Source organism: Spirillospora sp. NPDC047418, assembly GCF_040643275.1.
GTDB lineage: Bacteria > Actinomycetota > Actinomycetes > Streptosporangiales > Streptosporangiaceae > Spirillospora.
The window spans coordinates 17,766-42,511 of the sequence record NZ_JBEYTW010000035.1 but is presented as its reverse complement, the minus strand read 5'-3'; the positions used below and the strand labels follow the sequence as shown (position 1 = coordinate 42,511).

At 75.0% G+C, this 24,746-nt stretch carries 21 protein-coding genes; 10 read left to right on the top strand and 11 right to left on the bottom strand.

Annotated features, from left to right (window positions below):
- Nucleotides 1-52 precede the first annotated feature (52 nt).
- Genes ABZ806_RS22340 through ABZ806_RS22330 form a run of 3 tightly spaced genes read left to right on the top strand, consistent with a single transcriptional unit; the run spans nt 53 to nt 2,160 of the window.
- Nucleotides 53-607, top strand: coding sequence for a universal stress protein (locus ABZ806_RS22340; RefSeq protein ID WP_500219282.1), 555 nt, complete (start codon nt 53-55; stop codon nt 605-607).
- A gap of 27 nt (nt 608-634) precedes the next feature.
- Nucleotides 635-1,279 (top strand): adenylate kinase family protein, encoded by a 645-nt coding sequence (locus tag ABZ806_RS22335; protein WP_500219281.1) that lies wholly within the window; start codon nt 635-637, stop codon nt 1,277-1,279.
- Entirely contained in the window at nt 1,276-2,160 is an 885-nt protein-coding gene (locus ABZ806_RS22330; RefSeq protein ID WP_500219280.1) for a 1-aminocyclopropane-1-carboxylate deaminase/D-cysteine desulfhydrase, read from the top strand. Before ABZ806_RS22335 ends, ABZ806_RS22330 begins: the two co-directional genes overlap by 4 nt.
- Before the next feature lie 40 nt (nt 2,161-2,200).
- Here the strand turns inward: ABZ806_RS22330 and ABZ806_RS22325 are convergent, their stop codons facing one another.
- From ABZ806_RS22325 to ABZ806_RS22315, 3 genes are all read right to left on the bottom strand, one after another.
- A complete protein-coding gene (locus tag ABZ806_RS22325) occupies nt 2,201-3,271 on the bottom strand; it encodes an acyl-CoA dehydrogenase family protein (protein WP_500219279.1) in 1,071 nt (356 codons plus the stop codon).
- The gene (locus tag ABZ806_RS22320; protein WP_500219278.1) at nt 3,268-4,461 is read right to left on the bottom strand and encodes an acyl-CoA dehydrogenase family protein; all 1,194 of its coding nucleotides are present in this window, start codon (nt 4,459-4,461) and stop codon (nt 3,268-3,270) included. The genes ABZ806_RS22325 and ABZ806_RS22320 overlap by 4 nt, the downstream gene beginning before the upstream one ends.
- 107 nt (nt 4,462-4,568) lie before the next feature.
- The gene (locus tag ABZ806_RS22315) at nt 4,569-4,988 is read right to left on the bottom strand and encodes a nuclear transport factor 2 family protein (RefSeq protein WP_500219277.1); all 420 of its coding nucleotides are present in this window, start codon (nt 4,986-4,988) and stop codon (nt 4,569-4,571) included.
- A gap of 82 nt (nt 4,989-5,070) precedes the next feature.
- On the opposite strand from ABZ806_RS22315, the gene ABZ806_RS22310 reads away from it, so the two are divergent.
- Nucleotides 5,071-5,664, top strand: a complete 594-nt coding sequence (locus ABZ806_RS22310) for a TetR/AcrR family transcriptional regulator (RefSeq protein ID WP_500219276.1) — start codon at nt 5,071-5,073, stop codon at nt 5,662-5,664.
- On the opposite strand, the gene ABZ806_RS22305 is transcribed toward ABZ806_RS22310, so the two are convergent.
- Both ABZ806_RS22305 and ABZ806_RS22300 read right to left on the bottom strand, forming a co-directional pair.
- Nucleotides 5,643-6,521: a DNA-3-methyladenine glycosylase family protein gene (locus tag ABZ806_RS22305; protein WP_500219275.1), complete on the bottom strand. Its 879-nt coding sequence runs from the start codon at nt 6,519-6,521 to the stop codon at nt 5,643-5,645. The genes ABZ806_RS22310 and ABZ806_RS22305 overlap by 22 nt on opposite strands.
- 56 nt (nt 6,522-6,577) lie before the next feature.
- Entirely contained in the window at nt 6,578-8,611 is a 2,034-nt protein-coding gene (locus ABZ806_RS22300) for a HelD family protein (RefSeq protein WP_500219274.1), read from the bottom strand.
- Nucleotides 8,612-8,735: 124 nt separating this feature from the next.
- Here ABZ806_RS22300 and ABZ806_RS22295 point away from each other — a divergent pair, with 124 nt between their 5' ends.
- Together ABZ806_RS22295 and ABZ806_RS22290 are read left to right on the top strand one after the other, a co-directional pair.
- Entirely contained in the window at nt 8,736-9,539 is an 804-nt protein-coding gene (locus ABZ806_RS22295) for an SDR family NAD(P)-dependent oxidoreductase (protein WP_500219273.1), read from the top strand.
- A gap of 83 nt (nt 9,540-9,622) precedes the next feature.
- Nucleotides 9,623-10,453 (top strand): ABC transporter ATP-binding protein, encoded by an 831-nt coding sequence (locus ABZ806_RS22290; RefSeq protein ID WP_500219272.1) that lies wholly within the window; start codon nt 9,623-9,625, stop codon nt 10,451-10,453.
- On the opposite strand, the gene ABZ806_RS22285 is transcribed toward ABZ806_RS22290, so the two are convergent.
- From ABZ806_RS22285 to ABZ806_RS22265, 5 genes are all read right to left on the bottom strand, one after another.
- A complete protein-coding gene (locus ABZ806_RS22285; protein WP_500219271.1) occupies nt 10,386-13,598 on the bottom strand; it encodes an acetyl-CoA carboxylase family protein in 3,213 nt (1,070 codons plus the stop codon). The genes ABZ806_RS22290 and ABZ806_RS22285 overlap by 68 nt on opposite strands.
- A gap of 65 nt (nt 13,599-13,663) precedes the next feature.
- Nucleotides 13,664-15,040 carry a GH1 family beta-glucosidase gene (locus ABZ806_RS22280; protein WP_500219270.1) on the bottom strand — a complete coding sequence of 459 codons (1,377 nt, stop codon included), beginning with the start codon at nt 15,038-15,040 and terminating at the stop codon, nt 13,664-13,666.
- Between the two features lie 28 nt (nt 15,041-15,068).
- Nucleotides 15,069-15,896 carry a carbohydrate ABC transporter permease gene (locus ABZ806_RS22275; protein ID WP_500219269.1) on the bottom strand — a complete coding sequence of 276 codons (828 nt, stop codon included), beginning with the start codon at nt 15,894-15,896 and terminating at the stop codon, nt 15,069-15,071.
- A 49-nt stretch (nt 15,897-15,945) separates the two neighbouring features.
- Nucleotides 15,946-16,947, bottom strand: a complete 1,002-nt coding sequence (locus ABZ806_RS22270) for a carbohydrate ABC transporter permease (RefSeq protein WP_500219268.1) — start codon at nt 16,945-16,947, stop codon at nt 15,946-15,948.
- A gap of 3 nt (nt 16,948-16,950) precedes the next feature.
- On the bottom strand, nt 16,951-18,267 hold the full coding sequence (locus tag ABZ806_RS22265) for an ABC transporter substrate-binding protein (RefSeq protein ID WP_500219267.1): 1,317 nt from the start codon (nt 18,265-18,267) through the stop codon (nt 16,951-16,953).
- 161 nt (nt 18,268-18,428) lie between these two features.
- Between ABZ806_RS22265 and ABZ806_RS22260 the strand changes: the two genes are divergently transcribed.
- The 3 genes from ABZ806_RS22260 to ABZ806_RS22250 all read left to right on the top strand — a co-directional run bounded on the left by ABZ806_RS22260 (nt 18,429) and on the right by ABZ806_RS22250 (nt 21,965).
- Entirely contained in the window at nt 18,429-19,637 is a 1,209-nt protein-coding gene (locus ABZ806_RS22260) for an ROK family transcriptional regulator (RefSeq protein WP_500219266.1), read from the top strand.
- 64 nt (nt 19,638-19,701) lie between these two features.
- On the top strand, nt 19,702-20,292 hold the full coding sequence (locus tag ABZ806_RS22255) for a TetR/AcrR family transcriptional regulator (protein ID WP_500219265.1): 591 nt from the start codon (nt 19,702-19,704) through the stop codon (nt 20,290-20,292).
- 152 nt (nt 20,293-20,444) lie between these two features.
- Nucleotides 20,445-21,965: an RtcB family protein gene (locus tag ABZ806_RS22250; RefSeq protein ID WP_500219264.1), complete on the top strand. Its 1,521-nt coding sequence runs from the start codon at nt 20,445-20,447 to the stop codon at nt 21,963-21,965.
- Nucleotides 21,966-21,996: 31 nt separating this feature from the next.
- Here ABZ806_RS22250 and ABZ806_RS22245 read toward each other — a convergent pair whose 3' ends face one another.
- Nucleotides 21,997-23,430: an aldehyde dehydrogenase family protein gene (locus ABZ806_RS22245; protein ID WP_500219263.1), complete on the bottom strand. Its 1,434-nt coding sequence runs from the start codon at nt 23,428-23,430 to the stop codon at nt 21,997-21,999.
- 133 nt (nt 23,431-23,563) lie between these two features.
- Here ABZ806_RS22245 and ABZ806_RS22240 point away from each other — a divergent pair, with 133 nt between their 5' ends.
- Nucleotides 23,564-24,745, top strand: a complete 1,182-nt coding sequence (locus ABZ806_RS22240; RefSeq protein WP_500219262.1) for an acyl-CoA dehydrogenase family protein — start codon at nt 23,564-23,566, stop codon at nt 24,743-24,745.
- Nucleotide 24,746: the final 1 nt, after the last annotated feature.

Sequence of the window (24,746 nt, the reverse complement as noted above, 5' to 3'; positions counted from 1 at the left end):
CGTGGAACGGGTATGCCTAAACTACCTGGCACCCGGCGGCACAGGAGGGATCGTGATCGCGAGACCGGAGGGCGGCCCCCGCGTGGTGGTGGGGGTGGACGACTCCGCGGGCGCCCGCTGCGCGCTCTCCTGGGCGATCGGCGCGGCGCGGCTGCGCCGGCTGCCGCTGCTGGTCGCGCACGCGGCGCCGCTGCCGCCGCACGTGTCGGCGGCCGGGCAGCTCGGCTGCGGCATCACCGAGGCGCTGCGCGCCTCCGGCGCCGAGCTCATCGCGCGGCTGCTCACCGAGGTGTCCGGCGGCCCGCCCGGCGGAGTGGAGCTGACCGCGCTGGCGCTGGTCGGCGAGCCGGGCGCGGCACTGGTGCGACTCGCGGGCGACGACGACATCCTGGTCGTCGGGCAGGGCACCCGCGGCCCGTTCTCCCGGCTGCTGCGGCCGTCGGTGCGGCTGCACTGCGCCCGCCGGGCCCGCGCGACGCTGGTGTGCGTCCGGCAGCCCTCGTTCGAGACGCTGCTGGAGGGCCTCGCCGTGGCGGACGAATCGCCCGGCCACGTCCCGGGCTCGCGGTTCCGCAGGCTGGGCCGGCGGCTGCGGCTCCCGCTCTGACCGCGCCGCCGCGCATAGGCTTGCCCCATGCGCAAGTACGTGATCATCGGCGCCATCGGCAGCGGCAAGGGGACGCAGTCGGGCCTGCTCGCGCGGGACCTGGACCTCGTGCACATCAGCGTCGGGGACATCTTCCGCTGGCACGTCAAGAGCCACACCAAGCTCGGCGCGCAGGTCCGGCGGATCATGGCGGCCGGTGAGCTGGTCGGCGACGACCTCGCGGAGAACGTCGTCCGGGAGCGCCTGGACCAGCACGACTGGAACTACGGGTTCGTCATCGACGGGTTCCCGCGCAGCCGGCGGCAGACCGAGTTCTTCCTGGAGGGCTACGACATCGACGGCGTGATCCATCTCGACCTGCCGGACGCGGAGGTCCGCCGCCGGGTGCTGGGCCGGCGGCTGTGCGCCCGGTGCGGGATGGACTACAACCTGATCGCCGACCGTCCCACGCAGGAGGGGCGGTGCGACGTGTGCGGGGGCGAGCTGGTGACCCGCGAGGACGACACCGAGGAGGCGCTCGCCGAGCGGCTGCGCCAGTACCACCAGAAGACCGACCCCGTCTTGGAGCTGTTCGGCCGCAAGGAGTACGTGGTCACCGTCGACGCCCGGCCGGGCATCGACGAGGTGCAGCGGACGCTCCGCGAGCGGCTCCGGCTGCCGCCGCCCCGATGACCCCGCCCGCGATGACCCCGGGCCCGCTGACCCCGCCCGCACCGTCCTCGCCCGTGGTGGAGCTGGCCGACGACCGCGCGGCGCGGCGCGGCCTCCGGCTGTTCCTGAAGCGGGACGACCTGATCCACCCGGAGCTGCCGGGCAACAAGTGGCGCAAGCTCCGGCACAACCTCGGACCGGCCCGCGCCCACGGGACGGTCCTGACGTTCGGCGGCGCCTACTCCAACCACATCCGCGCGACGGCCGCGGCGGGGCGGCTCTTCGGGTTCGCGACGATCGGCGTGATCAGGGGCGAGGAGCATCTGCCGCTGAACGATTCGCTGGCCTGCGCCGCGCGGATGGGCATGCGCCTCGCCTACCTGGACCGCGCCGCCTACCGGCGCAAGCACGAGCAGGACGTCATCGCGGCCCTGCGCGAGCGATGGGGCGGCTTCCACCTGCTGCCCGAGGGCGGCAGCAACGCGCTCGCCGTCCGGGGCTGCGCGGAACTCGGCGCGGAGGTGCCCGGCTTCGACGTGGTCTGCTGCCCCTGCGGGACGGGCGGGACGCTCGCCGGCCTGGCGGCGGGCCTGGCCCCGCGTCAGCGCGCCGTCGGGTTCGCGGTGCTGAAGGGCGGCTTCATGGACGGCGAGGTGGAGCGGCTCCAGCGCGAGACCTACGGCGGACGGCGGGGAGACTGGCACGTCGAGAACGGCTTCCATTTCGGCGGCTACGCCAGGCGGACCCCGGAGCTGGACGCCTTCATCGACGATTTCGCCGGCCGGCACGGCATCGTCCTCGACCGGATCTACACGGCCAAGATGATGTTCGGCGTCCTCGCCCTGGCCGGGCGCGGCGCGTTCCCGGAGGGCACCCGGATCCTGGCCGTCATCACCGGCTGACCGGACGGCCCCGCCAGACCCGGGGCCGTCCGCGCGGGCGTCAGGCCGGGGGCAGGCCGACCAGGTCCGCGAGTGCCGCGCGGTGGCGGTCCGGCGTGCCGAGGGCGATGGAGTCGGCCTTGGCGCGCTTCAGGTAGAGGTGCGCGGGGTGCTCCCAGGTGAACCCGATGCCGCCGTGCATCTGCACGCATTCCTCGGCCGCCTTGAGCGCGACGGCCGAGCAGTGCGCCTGCGCGACCGCCGTCGCGATCGGCGTGTCCTCGTCGCCGGCGGCGACGCAGGACGCCGCGTGCCGGGCCACCGCGCGGGCCTGGGTGATGGACGTCCACAGGTCGGCGAGGCGGTGCTTGAGCCCCTGGTAGGAGCCGACCGGCCGGCCGAACTGGAAGCGCGTCTTCACATAGGCGACGGTGTCGTCCAGGCAGCGCTCGGCGAGCCCGAGCTGCTCGGACGCCAGCATCGCCGCGCCGGTCAGCAGGCCGGCCCGCACGGCCTCCGCGTCCGCGACCCGCCGGGCCGGCGCGCCGGAGAAGGCGACGTCGGCGAGCCGCCGGGTCATGTCGAGCGAGGTCACGGCGGTGCGGCGGGCGTCGGCGGCCTCCACCGCGTACAGCGCACCGGAGGCCGGGACGAGGAGCACGTCGGCGGCCATGCCGTCGGCGACGCTGGTGACCTCGCCGGTCAGCGTCCCGTCCGCGGCCCGCACGGTCGCGGGCGCGTCGCCGGGACCGGCGCTGAACGGCACGGCCGGCACGGCGATCTTCTCCCCGGCGGCCAGCTCCGGCAGCAGGTCGCGCTCCCCGGCGGCCAGCAGCGCGGCCGTCGCGATGACCGAGCTGGTCAGGAACGGGACGGGCGCGGCGGACCGGCCCAGCTCCTCCATGACCACGGCGGTCTCCCGCCAGCCGGCGCCGGCGCCGCCGAGGTCCTCGGGGACGGGCAGCCCGGCGCAGCCGAGCTGCCCGGCGACGGCCCGCCACAGCGCCGCGTCGTACGGCTCGTCCTTCTCGGTCCCGGCGAGCACGGACGTCCACGGCGCCTTGTCGTCGAGCAGTTCCCGGACGCCCGCCCGCAGGTCGTTCTCGATCTCGGAGTACAGCAGGTCGCTCATTTGGGCAGGTCCTTCCACGCCACGTCCTTGTCGACGCGGATCTCGCCGGGCAGGCCGAGGACGCGCTCGGCGATGATGTTGCGCAGGATCTCCGAGGTGCCGCCCTCGATGGAGTTGCCCTTGGCGCGCAGGTAGCGGTAGCCGGGCGAGCGGCGGGTGAAGTCGACCTCGGCGGGGCGGCGCATCGTCCAGTCGTCGTAGCGCAGGCCGTCCTCGCCGAGCATCTCCAGTTCCAGGCCGGAGACCTTCTGGTTGAGCTCGGCGAAGGCGAGCTTGGCGCCCGATCCCTCGGGGCCGGGCTGCCCGGCGGTGAGCTGCTGGCGCAGCCGCGCCCCGGTGAGCCGGGCCGCCTCGGTCTCCACCCACGCGCGCAGCAGGGCGTCGTGCAGGCCGGGGGTGCGCAGCTCGGGGCGGTCCCGCCAGAGGGCGGCGACCACGCCGATCATGCCGCTCTCGCGCGGGGCGGCGTTGCCGCCGATCGCGACCCGCTCGTTCATCAGCGTGGTGGTGGAGACCCGCCAGCCCTGCCCGACCTCGCCGAGCCGGTGCTCGTCGGGGATCCGCACGTCGGTGAGGAACACCTCGTTGAACTCGGCCTCGCCGGTGATCTGCCGCAGCGGGCGGACCTCGACGCCGGGCGCGGTCATGTCGCACACGAAGTAGGTCATGCCGCGGTGCTTGGGGACGTCGGGGTCGGTGCGGGTGACGAGGATCGCCCAGCGGGCCTCGTGGGCCATGGACGTCCAGACCTTCTGGCCGTTGACCGTCCAGGCGTCGCCGTCGCGGACGGCGCGGGTGGCGAGCGCGGCGAGGTCCGACCCGGCGCCGGGCTCGCTGAACAGCTGGCACCACACCTCCTCGCCGGTCCACAGCGGGCGCAGGAAGCGGCGCTTCTGCTCCTCGGTGCCGAACGCGAGGACGGTCGGCGCGGCCATGCCGAGCCCGATGCCGTTGCGCTCGGGGTGGTTGGTCGGCGCGCCGGCCGCGGCGAACGCCCGGTCGACGGCGGGCTGCAGGTGGCGGGGGGCGCCGAGCCCGCCGAGCCCCTCGGGGTAGTGGACCCAGGCGAGCCCGGCGTCGAACCGGGCGCGCAGGAACTCCAGGGGCTCCGGTGCCGAGGGGTCGTGTACGGCGAGGAACTCGCCGACCCGCCTGCTCAGCTCGTCGGCGTCGGGCGGTGCTGTGCTCACAGGGCGAACCTCCGCGCGGGGCGGCGGGCGGCGGCCGGGCCGCCCGCAACGAACATACCAACCGGTCGGTATGGCCCGTCCAGCCTAGGAACCCCCGGGACGCCCAGTCAACCGCCGCCCGGTCGACCGCCGCCCAGCGCCCGGGCCAGCCCGCGGTGGTCGTGGTAGTCGCGGGACTCCACGATGTGGCCGTCGCGGACGCGCAGGACGAAGATGTTCGGGACGACGAACGCGCGGCCCGTCTCGGTGTTGCGCCCCTCGTAGTCGAACTCGGCGACGATGACCTCCGGGTCGGCGGTCTCGTGGACCCGGACGTTGCGCACCGTCATCTCCATCGGGAGGGTCTCCAGCCGGGCGAAGTGCTCGCGCAGCGCCGCGCGGCCCTCCAGGCGCAGGGCGGGATCGGCGAACGGGTGCACCACCACCGCGTCCTCCGCGTACAGCCGCGGCAGCGACTCGGGCCGCCGCGCGGTCACCCCGTCGAGGAGCCGCTGGAAGACGGCCCGGGGGCTGGCGAACTCGGACATGACACACTCCCCTACAATCGGAGTCCGTGCTCCGTATGAGAAAATACGGAGCCCAGACTCCACTTGTCAACGGAAGGCCGCGATGACCTCACCCGCGTCCGGCAGGCCGCCGCGCGCCGACGCCCTGCGCAACCGCGCCAAGGTCCTCGCCGCGGCGGAGGAGGTCTTCGCCGTCCAGGGGACCTCCGCCTCCACCGAGGAGGTCGCGCGGAAGGCGGGGGTCGGGATCGGCACGGTGTTCCGGCACTTCCCGACCAAGGAGTCGCTGCTGGAGGCCGTGCTGGTCGCGCTGCTGGAGCGGCTGGCCGCGGAGGCGCGGGAGCTGCGGTCGGCCGCCGATCCGGGCGCGGCGTTCTTCGGGTTCTTCTCCCGGGTGGTCTCCCGGGCGGCGGCGAAGCAGGCCGTCACCGAGGCGCTGGCCGAGGCCGGCGTCGACGCGCGGCGGGCCACCGGGGCCGCCGGGCCCGGCCTGCGGGCGGCGCTCGGTGCCCTGCTCGAACGGGCTCAGGAGGCCGGGGCCGTGCGCCGCGACATCGGGGCGGGCCAGGTCATGGCGCTGCTGGCCGGCCTGTCCTACGCCGCCGGGCGCGCCGGGGCCCGCGAGGACGTCCTGCGGATCGCCTTCGACGGCCTGCGCCCGCACGCCTGCCGGGATCAGGCGGCGGCGCGCAGGTAGTGGGCCCAGTAGCCCTGCCACGGCCCGTACCGCGCGGCGAGCTCGCGCAGCCGGGCCTCGGTGAGGGCGCGGCCGTAGGCGCGGGACGCCGCGCCGAGCAGCGCCTTCTCGACCGGCGTCTCGTCCATCCGGCCGAGGCCGCGGATCAGGATGAAGTTCGCCGACCACGGGCCGACGCCGGGCAGGCCGAGCAGGAAGTCCTTGACCTCGCCGTAGGGGCCGGTGCGCAGGAAGCCCTCGTCGGTCTCGGCCCAGCCCTGGAACGCGCCGTGCAGGTAGCGGCCCTTCCGCCGGTCCCCGGCGAGTTCGGCGACGCGGGCCTCCGCCAGGGACGCGAGCTGGTCGATGTCGGGGAACGCGGTGTACTCGGTGCCGTCCACGGTCAGCCGGTCGGCGAACTCGGCGGCCAGGGCCCGCTTGCCCTTCGCCGCGGCGGCCCTCGGGGCGCGCTGCGACAGGATCGCCCACACCAGGTTCTCCAGCGGCGTGGGGAACTTGACCTGGTGGTACCCGTGGAGCCGGTCGATGACGGGCGCGAAGCCCGGGTCGTCGCGCCCGATGGCGTAGAAGGCGGTGAGGTCGTCGTCCAGGCTCAGGTAGAACCGGATCCGGTCGGCGGCGGCGTCGCGGACGTCCGGCGCGATCGGTTCGGCCGCGTGCAGGGTGGCGCGGACACCGCCGCCCGCCTGGACGACCCGGGCCACGACGGTCCGGCCGCGGGCGCGCAGGGCCTTGGTCAGCGCGCCACCGCCGATCGCCTGCTCCCCGGACGTCGGCGGGAACCCGCCCACGAACCGCAGGGACGGGCCGAGGTCGAACGGCGGGGCGGCGGGCAGGTCGGCGGTCTCGGTGAACACGGGCGCACCCTACCCACCGGGTGCGACAGGCCCACCGGCTGCGGCAGGCCCGCCTGCTACGGCATCGCCAGTTCGGCGGGGAGGTCGTCCCGGTGGAGGACGGTCAGGGACGTGACGGCGCGGGTCAGCACGACGTAGAGGCGCGCGAGGCCGCGCGCCTCGGCGGCGGCGATGGCGGCGGGCTCGGCGACGATCACGTGGTCGTACTCCAGGCCCTTGGCGAGCGTCGCGGGGACGACCAGCAGCCGGGCGGTGCCGTCGGACTCCGGCCCGAGGACCTCGTGCTCCAGCCCGGCCGCCGCCAGGGCCGCCGCGTGCGCGTCCGCGCCCGCGTCCGGCACGATCAGGCCGACCGACCCCGGGCGGGCCAGCGCCGCGCGGACGGCGCCGGCGGCGGCGGCGCGCACGTCGGGCACGCGGCGCACCTGCAGTGCGCCGGCGCCGGGCCGCAGCGAGCGGGGCCGCTCCAGGCCGGGCGCGATGTGCGGGAGCAGGCGGGCCGCGTAGTCGAGGACGGTGCCCGGGACGCGGAAGCCGAGGGTCAGCTCGGTGACGTCCCCGTCCTGCCCGAGGTGGGTGAGCACCTCCTTCCAGGACCGGGCCGACCAGGCGGTGGTGCCCTGGGCGAGGTCGCCGAGGACGGTCGCCGAGCCCGTCCCGCAGCGGCGGCCCAGCGCGCGGAGCTGCATCGCGGACAGGTCCTGCGCCTCGTCGACCACGAGGTGGCCGAGCGAGGCGGTCCGCTCGATGAGGTCGTTCAGCTCGTCGAGGAGGGCGCGGTCGGCGGCCGTCCATGTGGCGGAGCGGTGGGAACGCGGGGGCTTGGCCCACCGGACCGCGTCCTGCTCGCCGTCGTCCAGGACGCCCCTGGCCGCGCTCCGCAGGAACGCGGCGTCCGACAGCAGCCGGTGCAGGACCTGCTCGGCGGTCACCTTCGGCCACACCGCGTCGAGGACCTCCTTGACGGGCCGGCTCCGCGCGACCTGGTCCTGGACGCGGTCGTCGGGCGCCTCGCCGCGCCGCTCCATCAGCACGAGGATCCGGTGGGCGAGCCGCTGCGCGAACGCGGCGCGGCCGGCGCCGTAGCGGGTGGTGCCGCGCAGGCCCGCGGCGATCTCGCGGACCTCGTGGTCGGCGAGCCGGTAGCGGGCCGCGCCGCGGGTGACGACCAGGCCCTCCTCCGGCTTGCGGACGTGCAGCCACAGCGCCCTGCGCAGGACGTCCGCCATCCGCGCGTCGCCCTTGGCCGCGGCGACCGCGGCCGGCTCCTCCCCCGGCGCCGCCCCGAGCAGGTCGTCGATGGTGGCCTGCTCTACCCTGACCTCGCCGAGCGCGGGCAGCACCGCCGAGATGTAGGCGAGGAACGCCCGGTTCGGGCCGACGATGAGGACGCCGGACCGCGACAGCCGCTCCCGGTGGGTGAACAGCAGGTAGGCGGCGCGGTGCAGGCCGACGGCGGTCTTGCCGGTGCCGGGCGCGCCCTGCACGCACACCGTGCGGGGCAGGCCGGCGCGGACGATCGCGTCCTGGTCGGGCTGGATGGTGGCGACGATGTCGCGCATCGGCCCGGTGCGGGGCCGCTCGATCTCGTCGGTGAGGATCCTGGACGGCCCGAGGTCCGCGCCGTCGAGCGGCTCGTCCTCGAACGCGGTCAGCTCGCCGGCCTGGAAACCGAAGCGGCGGCGCAGCCGCCAGCCCATCGGGTCGGCGGGCCCGGCCTGGTAGAACGCGCGGGAGACGGGGGCGCGCCAGTCCAGCACGAGCGGGCGGCCCTCGTCGCCGTCGTGGACGTGCCGCCGCCCCACGTACATGATCGCGGGCAGGTCGGGGCCGGCGTCGCCGTCGCGGTCCATGCGGCCGAAGAACAGCGGGGTGCCGGGCTGGTCGGCGAGGGCGGCGATCCGCTGGTCGAGCAGCGACTCCAGGAACTGCTTGGAGACCCAGTCGGCGGCGACGTCGGCGGACAGGCCCTCGGCGTGCTCGCGCATCCGGCGCAGCGCGGCGCGGGACTCGGCGAGGTGGGCGCGTTCGGCGGCCAGTATCTCCGGTTCACCGGTACCGGCGTCGGCGTCGGCGGTTTCGGCGGGCATGCGGGCAGACCTCCGGCGGTGAGAGGGCGGGCGAGGGCGAAACCCACTACCTTACCGGCCGATGCGCGGGACCGGCGGCGCTTCGCCTTGCCCGGCCGGGCCGCGGTGTGTGACGTTGGGCGGCATGGTGTCTCTGACTGGACGGTCGGCAGTGGTCACGGGGGCCTCGTCCGGCATCGGCGCGGTCGTCGCCGAGGCGCTCGCCGCCGCCGGCGCCCGCGTGGGGCTGGTGGCGCGGCGCGAGGACAGGCTGGAGCAGGTCCTCGCCCGGTGCCGCGAGCACTCCCCCGATTCGGCGATGTGGACGGCCGACCTCGGCGACCTCGGCGGGATCGGGGAGCTGGCGGAGGCGGTGGAGCGCGCGTTCGGCGGCGTGGACGTGCTGGTGAACAACGCGGGGATGCCGAAGCGGCGCCGCGTCCAGGACCTGTCCCCCGCCGAGGCCGAGGACGTGATGCGGCTGAACTACTCCTCCCCGGTGCGGCTCACGCTGGCGCTGCTGCCCGGCATGATCGAACGCGGGCGCGGGCACCTGGTGGCGATCGGGTCGGTCGCGGCGCGGCTCGGCCCGCCGCACGAGGGCGCCTACGGGGCGTCCAAGGCGGCGCTCACCGCGTTCTGGGAGAGCATGGCGGTCGACCTGGACGGCACGGGCGTGCAGGCCCACGTGATCCAGCCGGCGCTCATCGCGGGCACCGAGCTGTTCACGCTGCCCGGCAACGAGCCGCCGCTGAGCGACGTGTCGGACGCGCTGCCGCCGCGGCAGGTCGCCGACGCCGTCCTGGCGGCCCTGGAGAGCGGCAGGTTCGAGCAGTACGTGCCGGGCTGGTTCGACGAGATGGCGTCCGGCAAGGCCGCCGACGTCGACGCGTTCCTCGCCGGCGTCAAGGAGTGGGCCCGCGACCGGCTGGAGCCCCCGGCGCCCTGAGCGGGGCCGTTGCCGCCGTCCCCGCGCGTCAGTAGGGTGTGCATCCGCGAGTGATACACATCACAGTGAGCCGCGAGGTGCGGATGGCTGCTCCAGCAGGGCTTCAGGTCAGCGGCGTGACGGTCCGGTTCGGCGGGCTGACGGCCGTGGACGGCGCCGGGCTCACCGCGCCGCCCGGCGCGGTGACGGGGCTGGTCGGCCCGGACGGCGCGGGCAAGACGACGCTGTGCGACGTGATCACCGGGCTGCGCCGCCCGGCGGCCGGCACCGTCCGGCTCGGCGACGCCGACCTGACCGGCAGCGCGGCGCGCGTGCGGGCCCGGCGCGGCATCGCCCGCACGTCCCCGCGTCCGGCGGGGTCGCGCACCGTCGGGGAGAGCGTGCGGACCGCCGCCGCGCGGCACGCGATGGCGCGCGAGTACCCGGGCCGGACGGCGCGGGACCGGTGGCGGCGCCGGCTGGACGCCCGGCGGGACGCGGGACCGCGCGCCGACGAGATCCTCGCCCGCGTCGGCATCGCCGAGTACGCGGAGCGGTGCGCGCGGTCGGCGCCGCCGGGCGTGGCGCTGCTGACCGGGCTGGCGCGGGCGCTCACCGCCGAGCCGGCGGTGCTGCTGCTGGACGAGCCGTGGGCGGGGATGCCGGCGCGGCACGCGCGGGCCCTGGAGGTGCTGCTGCGCGACCTGGCGGCCGAGGGCCTGGCGGTGCTGGTGGCCGAGCGGGACCTGGAGCCGGTGCTCGGGGTCTGCGACGTCCTGCACGTGCTGGCCGGCGGCCGGGTGATCGCGGCCGGCGCGCCGGCGGAGGTCCGCGCCGACCCCCGGGTGCGGGACGCCTACCGGGAGGTCACCACGTGTCGATCCACGGCCGGGGACGATCCCCGGCGGGCGGGGCTCCAGCGAACACCGTCGTGATCCAGCGGCGCGTGTCGGCAGGGTCGATGACGTCGTCCAGCTCGAACACCGTGGCCGCGTGCAGCGCCTTGCCGTACTCGTAGGCGGCGGCGACCATCTGCTCGAACAGCGCCCCCGGGTCCTCGGCGGCCGCCAGCTCCTTGCGGAACCCGAGCCGGACGGCGCCCTCCAGCCCCATGCCGCCGATCTCGCCGGTGGGCCAGGCGAGGGTCGCGAGCGGCGCCTTGAACCCGCCGCCCGCCATCGCCTGCGCGCCGAGCCCGTAGCCCTTGCGCAGCACGATCGTGACGACCGGGACGCGCAGGTTCGCGCCGATGACGAACAGGCGGCTGAAGTGCCGGACGGTCGCGGTCCGCTCGGCGTCCGGGCCGACCATGAAGCCGGGTGTGTCGCACAGGGACACGACGGGCAGGCCGTGCGCGTCGCACAACTGCAGGAACCGGGCGGCCTTGTCGGCGGCGTCGCGGTCGATGGCGCCGCCGAGGTGCGCGGGGTTGCTGGCGATGAGGCCCATCGGGCGGCCCTCGATCCGCACCAGCGCGGTGATGATCCCGATCCCGAACGCGCGGCGCAGTTCCAGCACCGAGCCGGTGTCGGCGAGGTGGGCGACGGCGCGGCGGACGTCGTAGGCGCGCATCCGGTTCTCCGGGACGACGTGCCGCAGGGCGCGCTGGTCGTCGCACGCCCACTCCTCCTGTGCGCCCTGGAAGTAGGACAGGTACCGGCGGGCGGCGTCGACGGCCTCCGCCTCGTCGGCCACGGCGATGTCGACGACGCCGTTGGGCTCCTGGTCGCCGATCGGGCCGATCTCCTCGGGCGCGAACACGCCGAGGCCGCCGCCCTCGATCATCGCGGGACCGCCCATGCCGATGTTGGCGTCGCGGGTGGCGATGATGGCGTCGCAGCAGCCGAGCAGGGCCGCGTTCCCGGCGAAGCAGCGCCCGGAGGCGATCCCGACGGACGGGACGACGCCGCTGAGCCTCCCCATGGCGTGGAAGGTCGTCACGTCCAGCCCGGACACCGAGGACGTGTCGGTGTCGCCGGGCCGTCCCCCGCCGCCCTCGGCGAACAGCACGAGGGGCAGGCGGCGGCGGTGGGCGATGTCGAGCATCCGGTCGGTCTTGCGGTGGTTCTGGTGGCCCTGCGTCCCGGCCAGGACCATGTAGTCGTAGGACATGACGACGGCCTTCTCGCCGTTCACGTCCCCGATGCCGCACACCATGCCGTCGGCCGGGGTGCGCTCGATGAGGTCGTCCAGGGGCCGCCGCTGCCGCTGCGCGGCGATCGCGAGGGCGCCGTACTCGGCGAACGTGCCGGGGTCGCACAGGTCGGCGATGTTCTCGCGGGCGGTGCGGTGGCCGCGCGCGTGCCGCTTGGCGACCGCCTCGGGACGGGACGCGTCCAGGCCGGTCCGGTGCCGCCGCAGCGTCTCGGCGAGGTCGGCGCGGATCGCGTCGAGGTCGGCCTCGTCCTCCTCGGCCGCGTGGTCGCCGCCGACCTCGGCGGGCTCGACGAACAGCAGCGGCGCGCCCTCGGCGACGGTGTCCCCGGACGCGGCGGCCAGCGCCCGGACGATGCCCGCCCGCCCCGCGCGGACGACGTGCTCCATCTTCATCGCCTCGAGGATCAGCACCGGCGCCCCGGCCCGCACCGCGTCGCCCTCGGCCACCTCGACGGTCACGACCGTCCCCTGCATCGGCGCGGGGACGGCGATCGTGCCGGGCGGCGCGTCCACCGCGGCGACGGCCTCCGGCTCCGCCTCGCGCGCGGTCTCCGGGTAGTAGCGGCGATGCTCGCTCTCCAGCAGTCCGGGCAGGCGGTCGGCGATGAAGGAGGTGTCCACGCCGCCGGCCGTGAACTCGGGGTGCCGCAGGATCCCCTGGAGCAGCGGGATGCTCGTCGCCACGCCCGCGATCTCGAACTCGCCGAGCGCGCCGTGCGCCCGCGCGGCGGCGGACGGCAGGTCCTCCGCGCGGGCGACCACCTTGGCGAGCAGCGGGTCGTAGCGCAGGCTGGTGCGGTAGCCGGCGTACCCGTAGGTGTCGACGCGGACGCCGGGGCCGGACGGCGGCGCGAACGCGGTGAGCGTCCCGGCGCGGGGCCGGGGCGTGCCGTCGGCGTCGATGGTCTCGGTGTTGACGCGCACCTGGACGGCGCAGCCGGACGCGGCCGGCGGCGCGGCGAGGCCCACGCCCGCGAGGTCCTCCCCCAGCGCGAGCCTGATCTGCGCCTTCACCAGGTCGACGCCGGTGATCTCCTCGGTGACGGTGTGCTCGACCTGGAGGCGGGGGTTGGCCTCCAGGAACCAGAACTCCTCGCCCGCGACGAGGAACTCGAACGTGCCCAGGCTGTCGTAGCGGACGCGGGCGGCCATGCGGAGCGCCGCGTCCAGCAGCGCGTCGCGTACCCCGCCCGGCAGCGCGGGCGCGGGCGCGATCTCGATGAGCTTCTGGTGGCGCCGCTGGACGCTGCAGTCGCGCTCCCACAGGTGGGTGACCGCACCGGTCCCGTCCCCGGCGACCTGCACCTCGATGTGGCGGGCGCGCGGCACGTACTTCTCGGCGTACAGGTCGCCGCTGCCGAACGAGTTGAGGGCCTCCGACCGGCACCGCTCGTACGCGGCGGCCATCTCCGCCGGATCGGCGACGACGCGCATGCCGCGCCCGCCGCCGCCCGCGAGCGCCTTGAGCATCACGGGCCCGTGCTCGCGCGCGAACGCCTCGGCGCCGGCGAGGCTCACCGCGCCGCCGGTGCCGGGCGACACCGGCACGCCCGCCTCGCGCGCGAGGTCCCGCGACCGCGCCTTGTCGCCGAACAGCTCCAGCAGGTCGGGGCGCGGGCCGGCGAACACCAGCCCGGCGGCGGCGCAGCGCGCGGCGAACGCGGCGTTCTCGCTCAGGAAGCCGTAGCCGGGGTGGACGGCGGTGGCGCCGGCGTCCTTCGCGGCGGCGAGCAGCGCGTCGGCGTCGAGGTAGCCGGCGACGCCCTCGCCGGGCAGCGCGCGGACCTCGTCGGCGCGGCGGGTGTGCGCCGAGGCGGCGTCGTCGCGGGTGCGGACGGCGATCGTCCGCAGGCCCAGCTCGGCCGCGGCCCGCACGATCCGCAGCGCGATCTCGCCGCGGTTGGCCACCAGGATCCCGCCCACCCGGCCTCCTCACCTCGCCCTGGCCGACACTCTAGAGAGCCGGGCGGACGGGCGGGCGCCCCGGCCTACCCGCCGGCCGCGACCGCGCCCGTCGCGAGGTCGCGGTGCGCGCGGATGATCTCGGCGTAGCGGTGCCCGCTGTCCTTGACGACGCGCTTCTGGGTGGCGAAGTCGACGTGGACGAGCCCGAACCGCTGCGCGTACCCGTACGCCCACTCGAAGTTGTCCAGCAGCGACCAGGCGAAGTAGCCGTCCAGCGGGACGCCGGCGCGGATCGCCGACGCGCACGCCGCCAGGTGCGCCTCCAGGTACGCGGTGCGCTCGGCGTCGTGGACGGCGCCGTCCGGCGTCACCGTGTCGGCGTAGGCGGAGCCGTTCTCGGTGACCATGACGCTGCGCGGCCCGTACTCCCGCGCGACGCGGACGAGGATCTTCGCCAGCCGGTCCGGGTGGATCTCCCAGTCCATGCCGGTGCGCGGCGTCCCCGCCGGGGTGATCTGCCGGGTGCGCGGCGGCGGGCCGGCGGGGTCGGCGACGGTCACAGACCGGCGGTAGTAGTTGACGCCGAGCCAGTCGAGCGGCGCGGCGATGGCCTCCAGGTCCCCGGGCCGCACCGGCGGCTCCACCCCGTACTCCTCGATCATGTCGGCGGGCAGGCCGCGGCCGAAGACCGGGTCGAGCCACCAGCGGTTGTGGTGGCCGTCCTCACGGCGCGCCGCTGCGGCGTCCTCGTCCCGGTCGCCGCCCGGCTCGCAGTCGGTGAGCAGGTGGACGATGCCGACACGGGCGCCCGGCGCGGCGGCGCGGACGGCCTGCGCGCCGAGCCCGTGGGCGAGCATGAGGTGGTACGAGGCGGGGACGGCCGCCCGGATGTCGGCGACGCCCGGCGCCATGTCGCCCTGCAGGTGGCCGATCCACGCGGCGCAGATCGGCTCGTTCAGCGTCGCCCACGACGTGACGCGGTCGCCGAGCGCCCCGGCGACGACCGACGCGTACTCGGCGAACCTCGCGGCGGTGTCGCGGGACGGCCAGCCGCCCCGGTCCTGGAGTGCCTGCGGCAGGTCCCAGTGGTAGAGGGTCGCGTGCGGCTCGATGCCGGCCTCCAGCAGCGCGTCCACGAGCCGGTCGTAGAACGCGAGCCCGGCCGGGTTGACCGGGCCGTCCCCGGCGGGCAGCACCCGCGGCCACGCGATCGAGAACCGGTACGCGCGCAGGCCGAGCGCCTTCATCAGCGCCACGTCCTCGGGCCAGCGGTGGTAGTGGTCGCAGGCGACGTCGCCGGTGTCGCCCCCGGCGACCGCGCCCGGGACGCGGCAGAACGCGTCCCAGATGGAGGGCGCGCGGCCGTCCTCGGCGGCCGCGCCCTCGACCTGGTAGGCGGACGTCGCCGCCCCCCAGGCGAAGCCGGGTCCGAACGCGGTCAGGTCGTCGTCGATGGGCACGGGTCTCCCTCTGGGTCGTCGAGACGGGTCATTTGACGGAGCCGGCGGTCAGGCCGGCCACCAGGAAGCGCTGGAGCAGCAGGAACCCGGCGACGACGGGGACGCTCACCACGAGGGAGGCGGCCATCACCTGGTTCCAGTAGACCTCGTGCTGGGTGGAGTAGCCCTGCAGCCCGATCGCCAGGGTCCGGGTCTGGTCGTTGGTCATGACGGAGGCGAACAGCACCTCGCCCCACGCGGTCATGAACGCGTAGACGGTCACCGCGACGATGCCGGGCAGCGACGCCGGGACGATCACCCGCAGCAGCGCGCCGACCGGGCCGCAGCCGTCCACCCGGGCCGCCTCGTCCAGCTCGCGCGGGATCGACTCGAAGTAGCCGGCGAGCATCCAGATCGAGAACGGCAGCGAGAAGGTCAGGTACGTCAGGATCAGCGCGCCGCGGCTGCCGTACAGGGCGAGGCCGGTCGCGTTCCCGACGTTCACGAAGATCAGGAACAGCGGGAGCAGGAACAGGATCCCCGGGAACATCTGCGTGGACAGCACGGTCACCGTGAACACCCGGCGCCCGGCGAACCGGTAGCGGCTCACCGCGTACGCCGCGCCGATGGCGATCACGACGGACGCGAGCGTCGCGCCGCCGGCGACGATCACGCTGTTCACGAAGTAGCGGGCCAGCGGGACGGTCGACCACATGTCGATGTAGGGGCGGATCGTCGGCTCCGACGGGATCCACCGGAACGCGCCCTGGACGTCCTGCAGCGGTTTCAGCGACGAGCTGACCATCGCGTAGACGGGCAGGAGGGTGAACACGGTGAGCAGCGCCAGCACGATCCGCCGCGTCCACACGAACGACATCGGCGGATCGGTCGGCCTCCGGCGGGAGGCCCTTCCGCGTGTGCGGGTGTCAGCCATGCGCGGGCCTCCGCCTCGACGTGACGAGCAGGTACGCGGCCGTGACCAGCAGCAGGAACAGCAAGAGCAGCACCGACATCGCCGAGCCCGTCCCGAAGTTCCAGGTGACGAAGGACGCGTGGTAGATGTGCACCGAGATCAGGTCGCCGCCGTCGGGCGCCGCCTTGCCGAACAGGACGAACGGCGTGTTGAAGTCGTTGAACGTCCACAGGAACAGCACCAGCACGAGCACCTGGTTGATGGGCCGCAGCGCCGGCAGGGTGATGTGCCGGATCTGCCGCCACGTCCCGGCCCCGTCCAGCGCGGACGCCTCGTACAGGTCGCGGGAGATGTTCTGCAGGCCCGCCATCAGGACCAGGAACGCGAACGGCCACGAGCGCCACACGATGACGGTGACCAGCGCCCAGAAGCTGTTGTCGCCGATCAGCCAGAACGGCCGGTCGCCGCCGGTGACGTGCAGCTGGTCGGCGAGGATGTGGTTGACCATGCCGGTGTCGCGCTGGAACATGAACGCCCACGTCATCACCGCCGTGTAGACCGGCAGCGCGTAGGGGACGAGGAAGATCGCGCGCAGCGGCCCGCGTCCCCGGAACCGCTCCTGCATCAGGACCGCCGCGGTGGTGCCGAGCAGCCACGACAGCCCGACCGCCAGCACCGTCACGGCGACCGTGACGAGGAACGAGCGCAGCAGGCCCGCCCCGATCGCGCCGTCGAAGTCGACCGCGACCCGGTAGTTCTCGAACCCGTTGCCGGGCGCCTTCGACCATTCGCGGACGTAGAAGAGCGTCAGCTCCCTGAAGCTCATCCAGATCCCGACGGCGATCGGGACCAGGTGCACGATCAGCTCCGCGATGACCGCCGGCGCCAGCAGCAGGTAGGGCAGCGCCTTCGGCGGCAGCCGCGGCCGCCGCCTCCCCGGCCGGGACCCGGCGGGCCCCGGCCGGGGCTTCCCGGTGCCGCCCGTGCGGGCGGCCGAGACGTCCGCAGTCGTCATCCCCTACTTGCCCATCTGTTCCTGGGCGGCGGCGAGCCTCTCCTTGACCCTCGCCTCCGTGATGGGCTTGCCCGCGGCGGCGTCGGCGAACAGGTCCTTCATCGCCGTGCCGACCGCCGTCTCGAACTGGCTCTCCTCCGGCACCTGCGGCAGCGGCGCCGCGCTGGTGGCCAGGATGTCCTTGAAGACCCGCAGGTCCGGGGTGTCGAACGCCGGGTCGTTCTGCGCGGCGGTGACGGCGGGCAGCGACCCGTACGCCTTGTTGAGGATCTTCTGCTCGTCATCGCTGGTCATGAACTTCACGAAGTCCAGGGCGCCGTCGCGGTTGTCGGTGTTCTTGAAGACCGCGATGTTGATGCCGGCGACCATCGAGGTGATGTCGCGCCCGCCGGGCGGGGCCGGGGACGGCTTGGGCAGCGGGACGACGCCCCAGTCGCCCGGCTTCATGCCGAGGTTGGTCAGCCCGCTGGTGGTGGCCTGCCACATGAGCATGGCGGCCTTGCCGGTGGCGAAGTCGTTCAGCGACTGGTTGGCCGAGTACTCGGCGTTGCCCGGCGCGGCGATCTTCTCCTGGGCGATCAGGTCGACGTAGGACTTGACCGCCGCGACCGCCTGCGGGGTGGCGAACTGCGGCTTGCCGTCGGCGGTGAAGAAGTCGGCCCCGTACATCTGGCCGATGTTGAAGGCCGCGTGGACGTTCTCGGGGATGCTCGCGCCCTCGACGGCGATGCCGTACTTGCCGTCCTTGGTGAGCTTGCGGCCGGCGTCGACCATCTCCTGCCAGGTCTTGGGCGGCTCCAGGTTCGCGTCCGCGAACATCGTCTTGTTGTAGTAGAGCCCATAGGCGAGCGAGTACAGCGGCACGGCGGCCGGCGGCTTCCCCTTCGCCCCGGCGGAGGCGAGCGCGGCGGGCACGAACCGGCCGGCGCCGCCGACCTCGGCCATGGCGCCGCCGTCGAAGGGCAGCAGCCCGCCGGTGGCCTGCAGCGACGCCGACCACGTGTTGCCGATGTTGAGGACGTCCGGCCCCTGGCCGGAGGTGGTGGCGGCGAGGATGCGGTTGAGCAGGTCGGTCCAGGGGACGACCTCCAGCTCGACCTTGATGCCGGTCTGCTTCTCGAACTTGGCCAGCTCGGGGTTCAGCACCTTCTGGTCGGCGGCGATGTCGGTGCCCTGGTTGCTGGCCCAGTAGGTCAGCGTCTTCGGGTCGCCGTTCCCGCCGCCGGAGGCGGTGCCGCCGCCGCACGCCGCCGTGGCGGCGGCCAGCAGTCCTGCCGTGAGGACGGCTGCGGCCCGTCCTGCGAACGTGGTATGACGCATCGGCTCGGCCTTCCGATCCTGAGGGGGTGGGACTCGCGCGGGGAGAGTTAGATCACACCTTATTTCACGACGTGATCTAAGCAGTGACATAATGGTCGGGTCAAGACCTGGGAAACCGCGGGGGACGCGGCCGCGCAGCGGCCGCGGGAGAAGGGGGCCCGATGCCGGAACGGCGCCGGAGGACCGTGCGCGACCTGCGCCGCACCAACCGGTCGGTGCTGCTGCGGCGGCTGTACTTCGACGGGCCGCTCAGCCGCCAGGACCTGGCCAGGGAGACCGGCCTCAGCCCCGCCTCGGTCAGCAACGTCGTCACCGAGCTGATCGAGGCCGGCCTCGTCGCCGAGGCGGGCAGCGTCGAGTCCGACGGGGGCCGCCCGCGGGTGCTGCTGAAGACGGCGGCCGGTTACGGCCACCTCGTCGGCATCGACGTCGGCGAGACGCGGGTGATGGTCGAGCTGTTCGACCTGGAGCTGACCCAGCTCGCCAAGGCCGACTTCCCGCTCGGGGACGGCGGCCACGACGAGCGCGCCGTCGTCCGGCACATCCTGGAGGGCCTGCCCGCCGTCATCGAGGGCGCGTCGGTCGACCCGGCGTCCATCATCGGCGTCGGCGTGGGCGTCCCCGGCGTCGTCGAGTACAGCGTGCTCGAGCACGGCCCGGAGGCGGTCGTGCACTGCCAGACCATCGGCTGGGAGGCCGTCCCGCTGGAGCGGATGCTGCGCGCGGGCACCGGTCTCCCGCTGTTCATCGACAACGGCGCCACCTCGCTCGGGCAGGCCGAGATGTGGTTCGGCGCGGGCCGCGGGCACCGCAACGCCGTCGTCGCCCTCATCGGCTCCGGCGTCGGCGCCGCCGTCATGATCGACGGCTCCCCGTACCGGGGCGCGGCCGGCAGCGCGGGCGAGTGGGGGCACACGACGGTGCGGGTCGGCGGCGCGCGGTGCCGGTGCGGGTCGCGCGGCTGCCTGGAGTCCTACGTCGGCGCGACCGCGCTGCTGGAGCGCTACCGGGCGGCGGGCGGCCCGGCCGGGGCCGACGAGGAGGGCGCCCTCGCCGCGCTGCTGGCCGACCCGTCCGGGACCGCCGCGCGGCTGCGCGACGACATCGCCGAGTACCTGGGCGCGGGCATCGCCGACCTGGTCAACCTGTTCAGCCCCGAGAAGATCATCATCGGCGGCTGGGCGGGGCTGCTGATCGGCGGCCGGATGCTGGACCGGGTCATCGAGGCCACCGCCGCCTACGCGCTGCGGCAGCCGTTCGCGCAGACCACGATCGAGCCGTGCCACCTCGGCCCGGAGGCGGTCGCCGTCGGCGCCGCCACCCTCCCGCTTGCCCACCTGCTCGACAGCGGCGGCGACCCGGCCCGGTGATGGCCCGCCACCGGGCGGCGGGCGATAATGGAGGCCCGACGAGCACCCGGAGGAACGACGACACATGGGCACCGGCGGACGTCCCGTGCGCGAGTCCCTGCTGGACGCCGCGGCGGACCTGCTCGTCGAGCGCGGCTACCGGGCCGTCCGCATGCGGGACGTCGCGGAGGCCGCCGGGGTGAGCCGGCAGACCGTCTACAACGAGTTCGGCGACAAGTGGGGGCTGGCGCAGGCGGTCGTGGTCCGCGACAACGACCGCTACCTCGACGGCATCGACACGGTCCTGTCCGAGCACGACGACGTGTACGCGGCGGTCGTCGCCGCGGTGACGTACACGCTGGAGACGTCGGCGGACGACCAGCTGAAGAAGGCGGTGCTGACCGGCGCGGGCGGCGACGAGATGCTGCCGCTGCTCACCACGCAGGCCGAGCCGGTGCTGTTCGCCGCCAGCGCCCGCATCGCCGAGCACGCGCTGCGGCAGTGGCCGCACCTGGACCGCGACGCGCTCACCGAGGTCGCCGACGCGGCGGTGCGGCTGACGATGAGCCACCTCATGCTCCCCTCGGGCCCACCGGAGACGTTCGCGCACTTCGTCGCGCGCCTGGTGACCCGCTACCTGTCCGTCCCCGCGAAAACCACTGGCCCGGACGCCTGACCCGGCACTAGTCTCCGGACTGCCTCGCGGCTGCTGAACCCGAGGAACGAGCGGGCCTCCTGCCCGCTCCCCCGCCGTCGCGCCCTCCGCGCGGACGGCTCTTCCCGCGCGCTCCGATGCGCGCGCTCCGGCAGCCCCGAAGGATTCACACCGTGTCCGCACGCCAAGACCACCGGCTCGCCCGCACGGGCGAGCACTGGCTCGCCCTGCCCAACCCGCACGGCGTCCCCGTCGAGATCTGCGCCGGCGGCGACGTCCCGCTGGAGCCCGCCGCCGTCACCGAGGCGCTGGCCCTCCTGGAGACCGCCGCGACGCTCGACCGGCTCGCCGAGGCCACGCCCGGCTACGACGGGCCCGCCCCGCGCATCACCCGCGCCGCGCTCACCCCCGACCTCCACAAGGGCGCCGGGATACCGATCGGCACCGTCCTGGAGACCGAGCACGCGCTGCTGCCGCAGGCGGTCGGCAGCGACGTCAACTGCGGCATGCGGCTGGAGGTCACCGCGCTGCGCGCCGGCCGCGTCCGGGACCGGCTCGACGCGCTGGAGCGGCGGCTGCGGCACCTGTTCTTCGAGGGCGGCCGCCGCATCGCGCTGACCCCCGTCCAGCGCGAGGCGCTGCTGCGGGACGGGCTGCCCGGACTGCTGCTCGCGGGCCCGGCGCCATGGCAGGGCGCCGCGGCCGAGGACGCCGACGACGCCGTGGACCGCGTGCACGCCTCCGGCCACCCGGCGGCGACGGCGGACGCGTTCGCCGACTGGATCGGCAGCGCCGGCGCCGATCGCGGCGCCGCCAGCCACGACAGCGTCATCGGCGGGATCGGCGGCGGCAACCACTTCGCCGAACTCCAGTACGTGGCGGACGTGCACGACCCGGCCGCCGCGCACGCCTGGGGCCTGACGCCGGGCACCGTCGTGACGATGGTGCACAGCGGCTCCCTGTCGCTCGGCCACCAGGCGAACGCGACCGCCCTGGACCGGCTCCGCGCGACCTGGCCGGCCGGGCTCCCCCGCCCGCGCAACGGCGTCCTGCCGTTCCTGCTGGACGAGCGCTCGGAACCCGCCCGCCGCCGCTACCTGGACGCGTTCGGCAACGCCGCCAACTTCGCGGCCGGCAACCGGTACTTCCTGTCGCTGGCGATGCGGGCGGGCCTCGCGGCCGAGTGCGGGGACGCGGCGGCGCGGCTGCTGTACGACGCGCCGCACAACCTGTTCTGGCGGGACGGCGACCGGGTCGTCCACCGCAAGGGCGCCACCCCGGCCGGCGGCCACGCCGAGATGGCGGGCGGCCCCTATGCGATGTGGGGCGAACCGGTCATCGTGCCCGGCTCGATGGGGGCGTCCAGCTTCGTGCTGCGCGGGCACGGGAACCCGCGCACGCTGGCCAGCGCGTGCCACGGCGCGGGGCGCCGGATCCCGCGCGGCGCGTCCGCACGCGGCGGGGACGCCGGGCTCGACGCGTTCCTGCGCGAGTTCCGGGTGGTGACGCCGCTGGACCACCGCGACCCGGTGGTGGCGCGGCGGTCCGACGTCATGGCGGCGTGGCGGCGCGACCTGAAGCAGGAGGCGCCGTGGGCCTACAAGGACATCGGGCCGGTGGTGTCGAGCCTGCTGGGTGGGGGCGTGGCGACGCCGGTCGCGGAGCTGCGGCCCCTGCTGACGGTCAAGGGCTGACGCTCACGGGACGGCGGTCAAGGGACGGCGGTCACGGGACGGCGGCGTGGATGTGGACGGCCTTCACGGCCGTCATCTCGTCCAGGAGCTCGGGGCCGTAGCCGAAGCCGTGGCCGCTGGCGCGGCGCGGGACGGCGGCGCCGCCGGGGGCGCCGCCGAACACCGCGTTGACCTTCACGGTGCCGGCGTCCAGGGTGCGCCAGGCGGCCTGCGCGTGCGCCATGTCGCGGGTGAGGACGGTCGCGGCGAGGCCGTAGCGGGACCGGCGGGCGGCGTCCAGTGCCTGGTCGAAGGAGGCCACGGTGCGGACGGGCGCGACCGGCCCGAAGACCTCCTCGGCCATGATCGGCATGTGGTCGGTGCAGCCGGCGAGGACGGTCGCCGGGTAGAACGCGCCGGGGCCGGCCGGGATCTCCGCCCCGGCGAGGGGGCGCGCGCCGTCCGCGATCGCCTTCTCGACGTGCTGGTGGACGTGCGTGCGGTGGCGTTCGTCGACGAGCGGCCCGAGTTCGGTGGCCATGTCGGCGCCCGGCCCCATCCGCATGCCGCGGGCGCGGGCCGCGAGCGCGTCGAGGAACGCCTCGGCCACGTCCTGGTGGACGTAGACCCGCTCGACGGAGGTGCAGATTTGCCCGGCGTTGGCGAAGCACCCGGTCGCGGCCTGCCCGGCGGCCCAGGACGGGTCGACGCCGGCGTCGACGATCAGCGGATCGGAGCCGCCGTTCTCCAGCAGGGTCTTCGCGCCCGTGCGCAGCGCCAGTTCGGAGATGCGGTACCCGGCGGCGGTCGAGCCGACATGGGCGACGACGTCCGCGTCCGGGTGGCCGGCGAGGGCCTCGCCCACCTCGCCGTCGCCGACGACCATGTTCAGGACGCCGCCGGGCAGCCGCCCGGCGATCAGTTCGGCGAGCATCGCGCCGGTGTGCGGGGTCCGCTCGGACGGCTTGTGCACGACGGTGTTGCCGGTGACCACCGCGGCGCCGATCAGGCCGCAGGCGATGGCGACCGGGTCGTTCCACGGCGTGATCACGGCGACGACGCCGCGCGGCTCGCGGACCGTGAAGTCGGTGGCGTCCCAGCCGCCCAGCAGGCTGCGGCCGCCGTGCAGGGGCCCCAGCTCGGCGTACTGGCGCAGCGTCCCGATCCCGGCCTCCACACCGCCGAGCGCGTCACCGGACGGCTTGCCCATCTCGGCGGTCACCAGCGCGGCAAGCTCGTCCACGCGCTCCTCGACCGCCCGCGCGGCGGCCTGCAGCGCCGCGCCCCGGTCGGCGGCGGGGGTGGCCGCCCAGCCCGGCGCGGCGTCGCACGCCGCGCCCACGGCGGTGTCCACGTCCGCCGGGGTGGACACCGCCACCACCCCCAGCGGCTCGCCGGTCGCCGGGTCGTCCACCGAGAACACGTCCTCCCCGGTGCCCTGGCTCCACCGTCCGCCGGCCAGCATCCACCTGTCGCGGGGCCGCATGGCCTCCCCCTCCCGTGTCGAGCGTCCGTCCGATCGCCTACCCGGTAGGGCGGCCTTCAATGACCGCACCCCGAGTCAGTGGCCACTTACTCAAGTCGGCTACCATGGTGCCACGCGAATTGAGGGAGGCGCGGTGGACTTCGACCTGCCGGAGAGCGCGGCGGCGGTGCGCGAGGGCGTGCTGGCGATCGCCGGGAAGTACGACCAGGACTACTGGGGCCGCTGCGACGCGGACAAGCGCTGGCCGGAGGAGGTCTGGCGGGAGCTCGTCCAGGGCGGCTGGCACGCCCTCGCGATCCCCGAGGAGCACGGCGGCGGCGGCCAGGGGCTGCTGGAGCTGGCGGTCGCGCTGGAGGCCCTCGCCGAGGGCGGCGCGGGCGGCGCCGCGGCCTTCATGTACCTGCTGACGCCCGCGTTCGGCGGCCTCACCATCAACCGGCACGGGACCGAGGAGCAAAAGCGCGCGTTCCTGCCGGGGATCGCGTCCGGCGAGATCGAGACCTGCTTCGCGATCACCGAGCCGGACGCCGGCAGCAACGCCGTCAACATCTCGACCCAGGCCCGCCGCGACGGCGACCACTTCCTGGTCAGCGGCCAGAAGATCTGGATCTCCGGCGTCGAGCGCGCCGACCACATGGTCCTGGTCACCCGGACGATCCCGGCGGCCGAGGCGCGCCCCCGCACGTCCGGCTTCACCGTGCTGCTGGTGGACGTCAAGGAGGCCGTCGCCGCGGGCACGCTGACGTTCCAGCCGATCCCCAAGCTCGGCACCAACACCGTCGCGTCGAGCACGGTGTTCCTGGACGAGGTGCGCGTCCCGGCGGACCGCGTCCTCGGCGAGGTCGACCAGGGGTTCCTCGTCCTGTGGGACATCCTGAACCCCGAGCGGATCCTCGCCGCGGCGGGCGGGGTCGGCTCCGGCGGGCTCGTGCTGAAGCTCGCCTGCGAGTACGCCAACGACCGGGCCCCGTTCGGCAGGCCGATCGGGTCGAACCAGGCCATCGCGTTCCCGCTCGCCAAGGCCAAGGCGCAGCTGGAGCTGGCCCGGCTGATGACCTACAAGGCCGCCTGGCTGTGGGACCGGGGCCGCCCCTGCGGCTCGGAGGCCAACATCGCCAAGCTCACCGCTGCGGACGCGGCGTGGCAGGCGGCCGACCGCACCTTCCAGACCTACGGCGGCATGGCGTACTCGCTGGAGTACCCGATCGCCCGGATGTTCCGCGACGCCCGCATCGCCAAGAACATCCCGGTCGCGGAGGAGCTCGTCCTCGCCCACATCGCCCAGCACGAACTGGGCCTGCCCAAGTCGTACTAGG

Bases quoted from the DNA above. Each gene is read 5' to 3' on its own strand.
- ABZ806_RS22335 (WP_500219281.1), top strand. From the start codon at position 635: ATGCGCAAGTACGTGATCATCGGCGCCATCGGCAGCGGCAAGGGGACG.
- ABZ806_RS22330 (WP_500219280.1), top strand. From the start codon at position 1,276: ATGACCCCGCCCGCGATGACCCCGGGCCCGCTGACCCCGCCCGCACCG.
- ABZ806_RS22325 (WP_500219279.1), bottom strand. From the start codon at position 3,271: ATGAGCGACCTGCTGTACTCCGAGATCGAGAACGACCTGCGGGCGGGC.
- ABZ806_RS22315 (WP_500219277.1), bottom strand. From the start codon at position 4,988: ATGTCCGAGTTCGCCAGCCCCCGGGCCGTCTTCCAGCGGCTCCTCGAC.
- ABZ806_RS22310 (WP_500219276.1), top strand. From the start codon at position 5,071: ATGACCTCACCCGCGTCCGGCAGGCCGCCGCGCGCCGACGCCCTGCGC.
- ABZ806_RS22300 (WP_500219274.1), bottom strand. From the start codon at position 8,611: ATGCCCGCCGAAACCGCCGACGCCGACGCCGGTACCGGTGAACCGGAG.
- ABZ806_RS22295 (WP_500219273.1), top strand. From the start codon at position 8,736: ATGGTGTCTCTGACTGGACGGTCGGCAGTGGTCACGGGGGCCTCGTCC.
- ABZ806_RS22290 (WP_500219272.1), top strand. From the start codon at position 9,623: ATGGCTGCTCCAGCAGGGCTTCAGGTCAGCGGCGTGACGGTCCGGTTC.
- ABZ806_RS22275 (WP_500219269.1), bottom strand. From the start codon at position 15,896: ATGTCGTTCGTGTGGACGCGGCGGATCGTGCTGGCGCTGCTCACCGTG.
- ABZ806_RS22270 (WP_500219268.1), bottom strand. From the start codon at position 16,947: ATGACGACTGCGGACGTCTCGGCCGCCCGCACGGGCGGCACCGGGAAG.
- ABZ806_RS22265 (WP_500219267.1), bottom strand. From the start codon at position 18,267: ATGCGTCATACCACGTTCGCAGGACGGGCCGCAGCCGTCCTCACGGCA.
- ABZ806_RS22260 (WP_500219266.1), top strand. From the start codon at position 18,429: ATGCCGGAACGGCGCCGGAGGACCGTGCGCGACCTGCGCCGCACCAAC.
- ABZ806_RS22255 (WP_500219265.1), top strand. From the start codon at position 19,702: ATGGGCACCGGCGGACGTCCCGTGCGCGAGTCCCTGCTGGACGCCGCG.
- ABZ806_RS22245 (WP_500219263.1), bottom strand. From the start codon at position 23,430: ATGCGGCCCCGCGACAGGTGGATGCTGGCCGGCGGACGGTGGAGCCAG.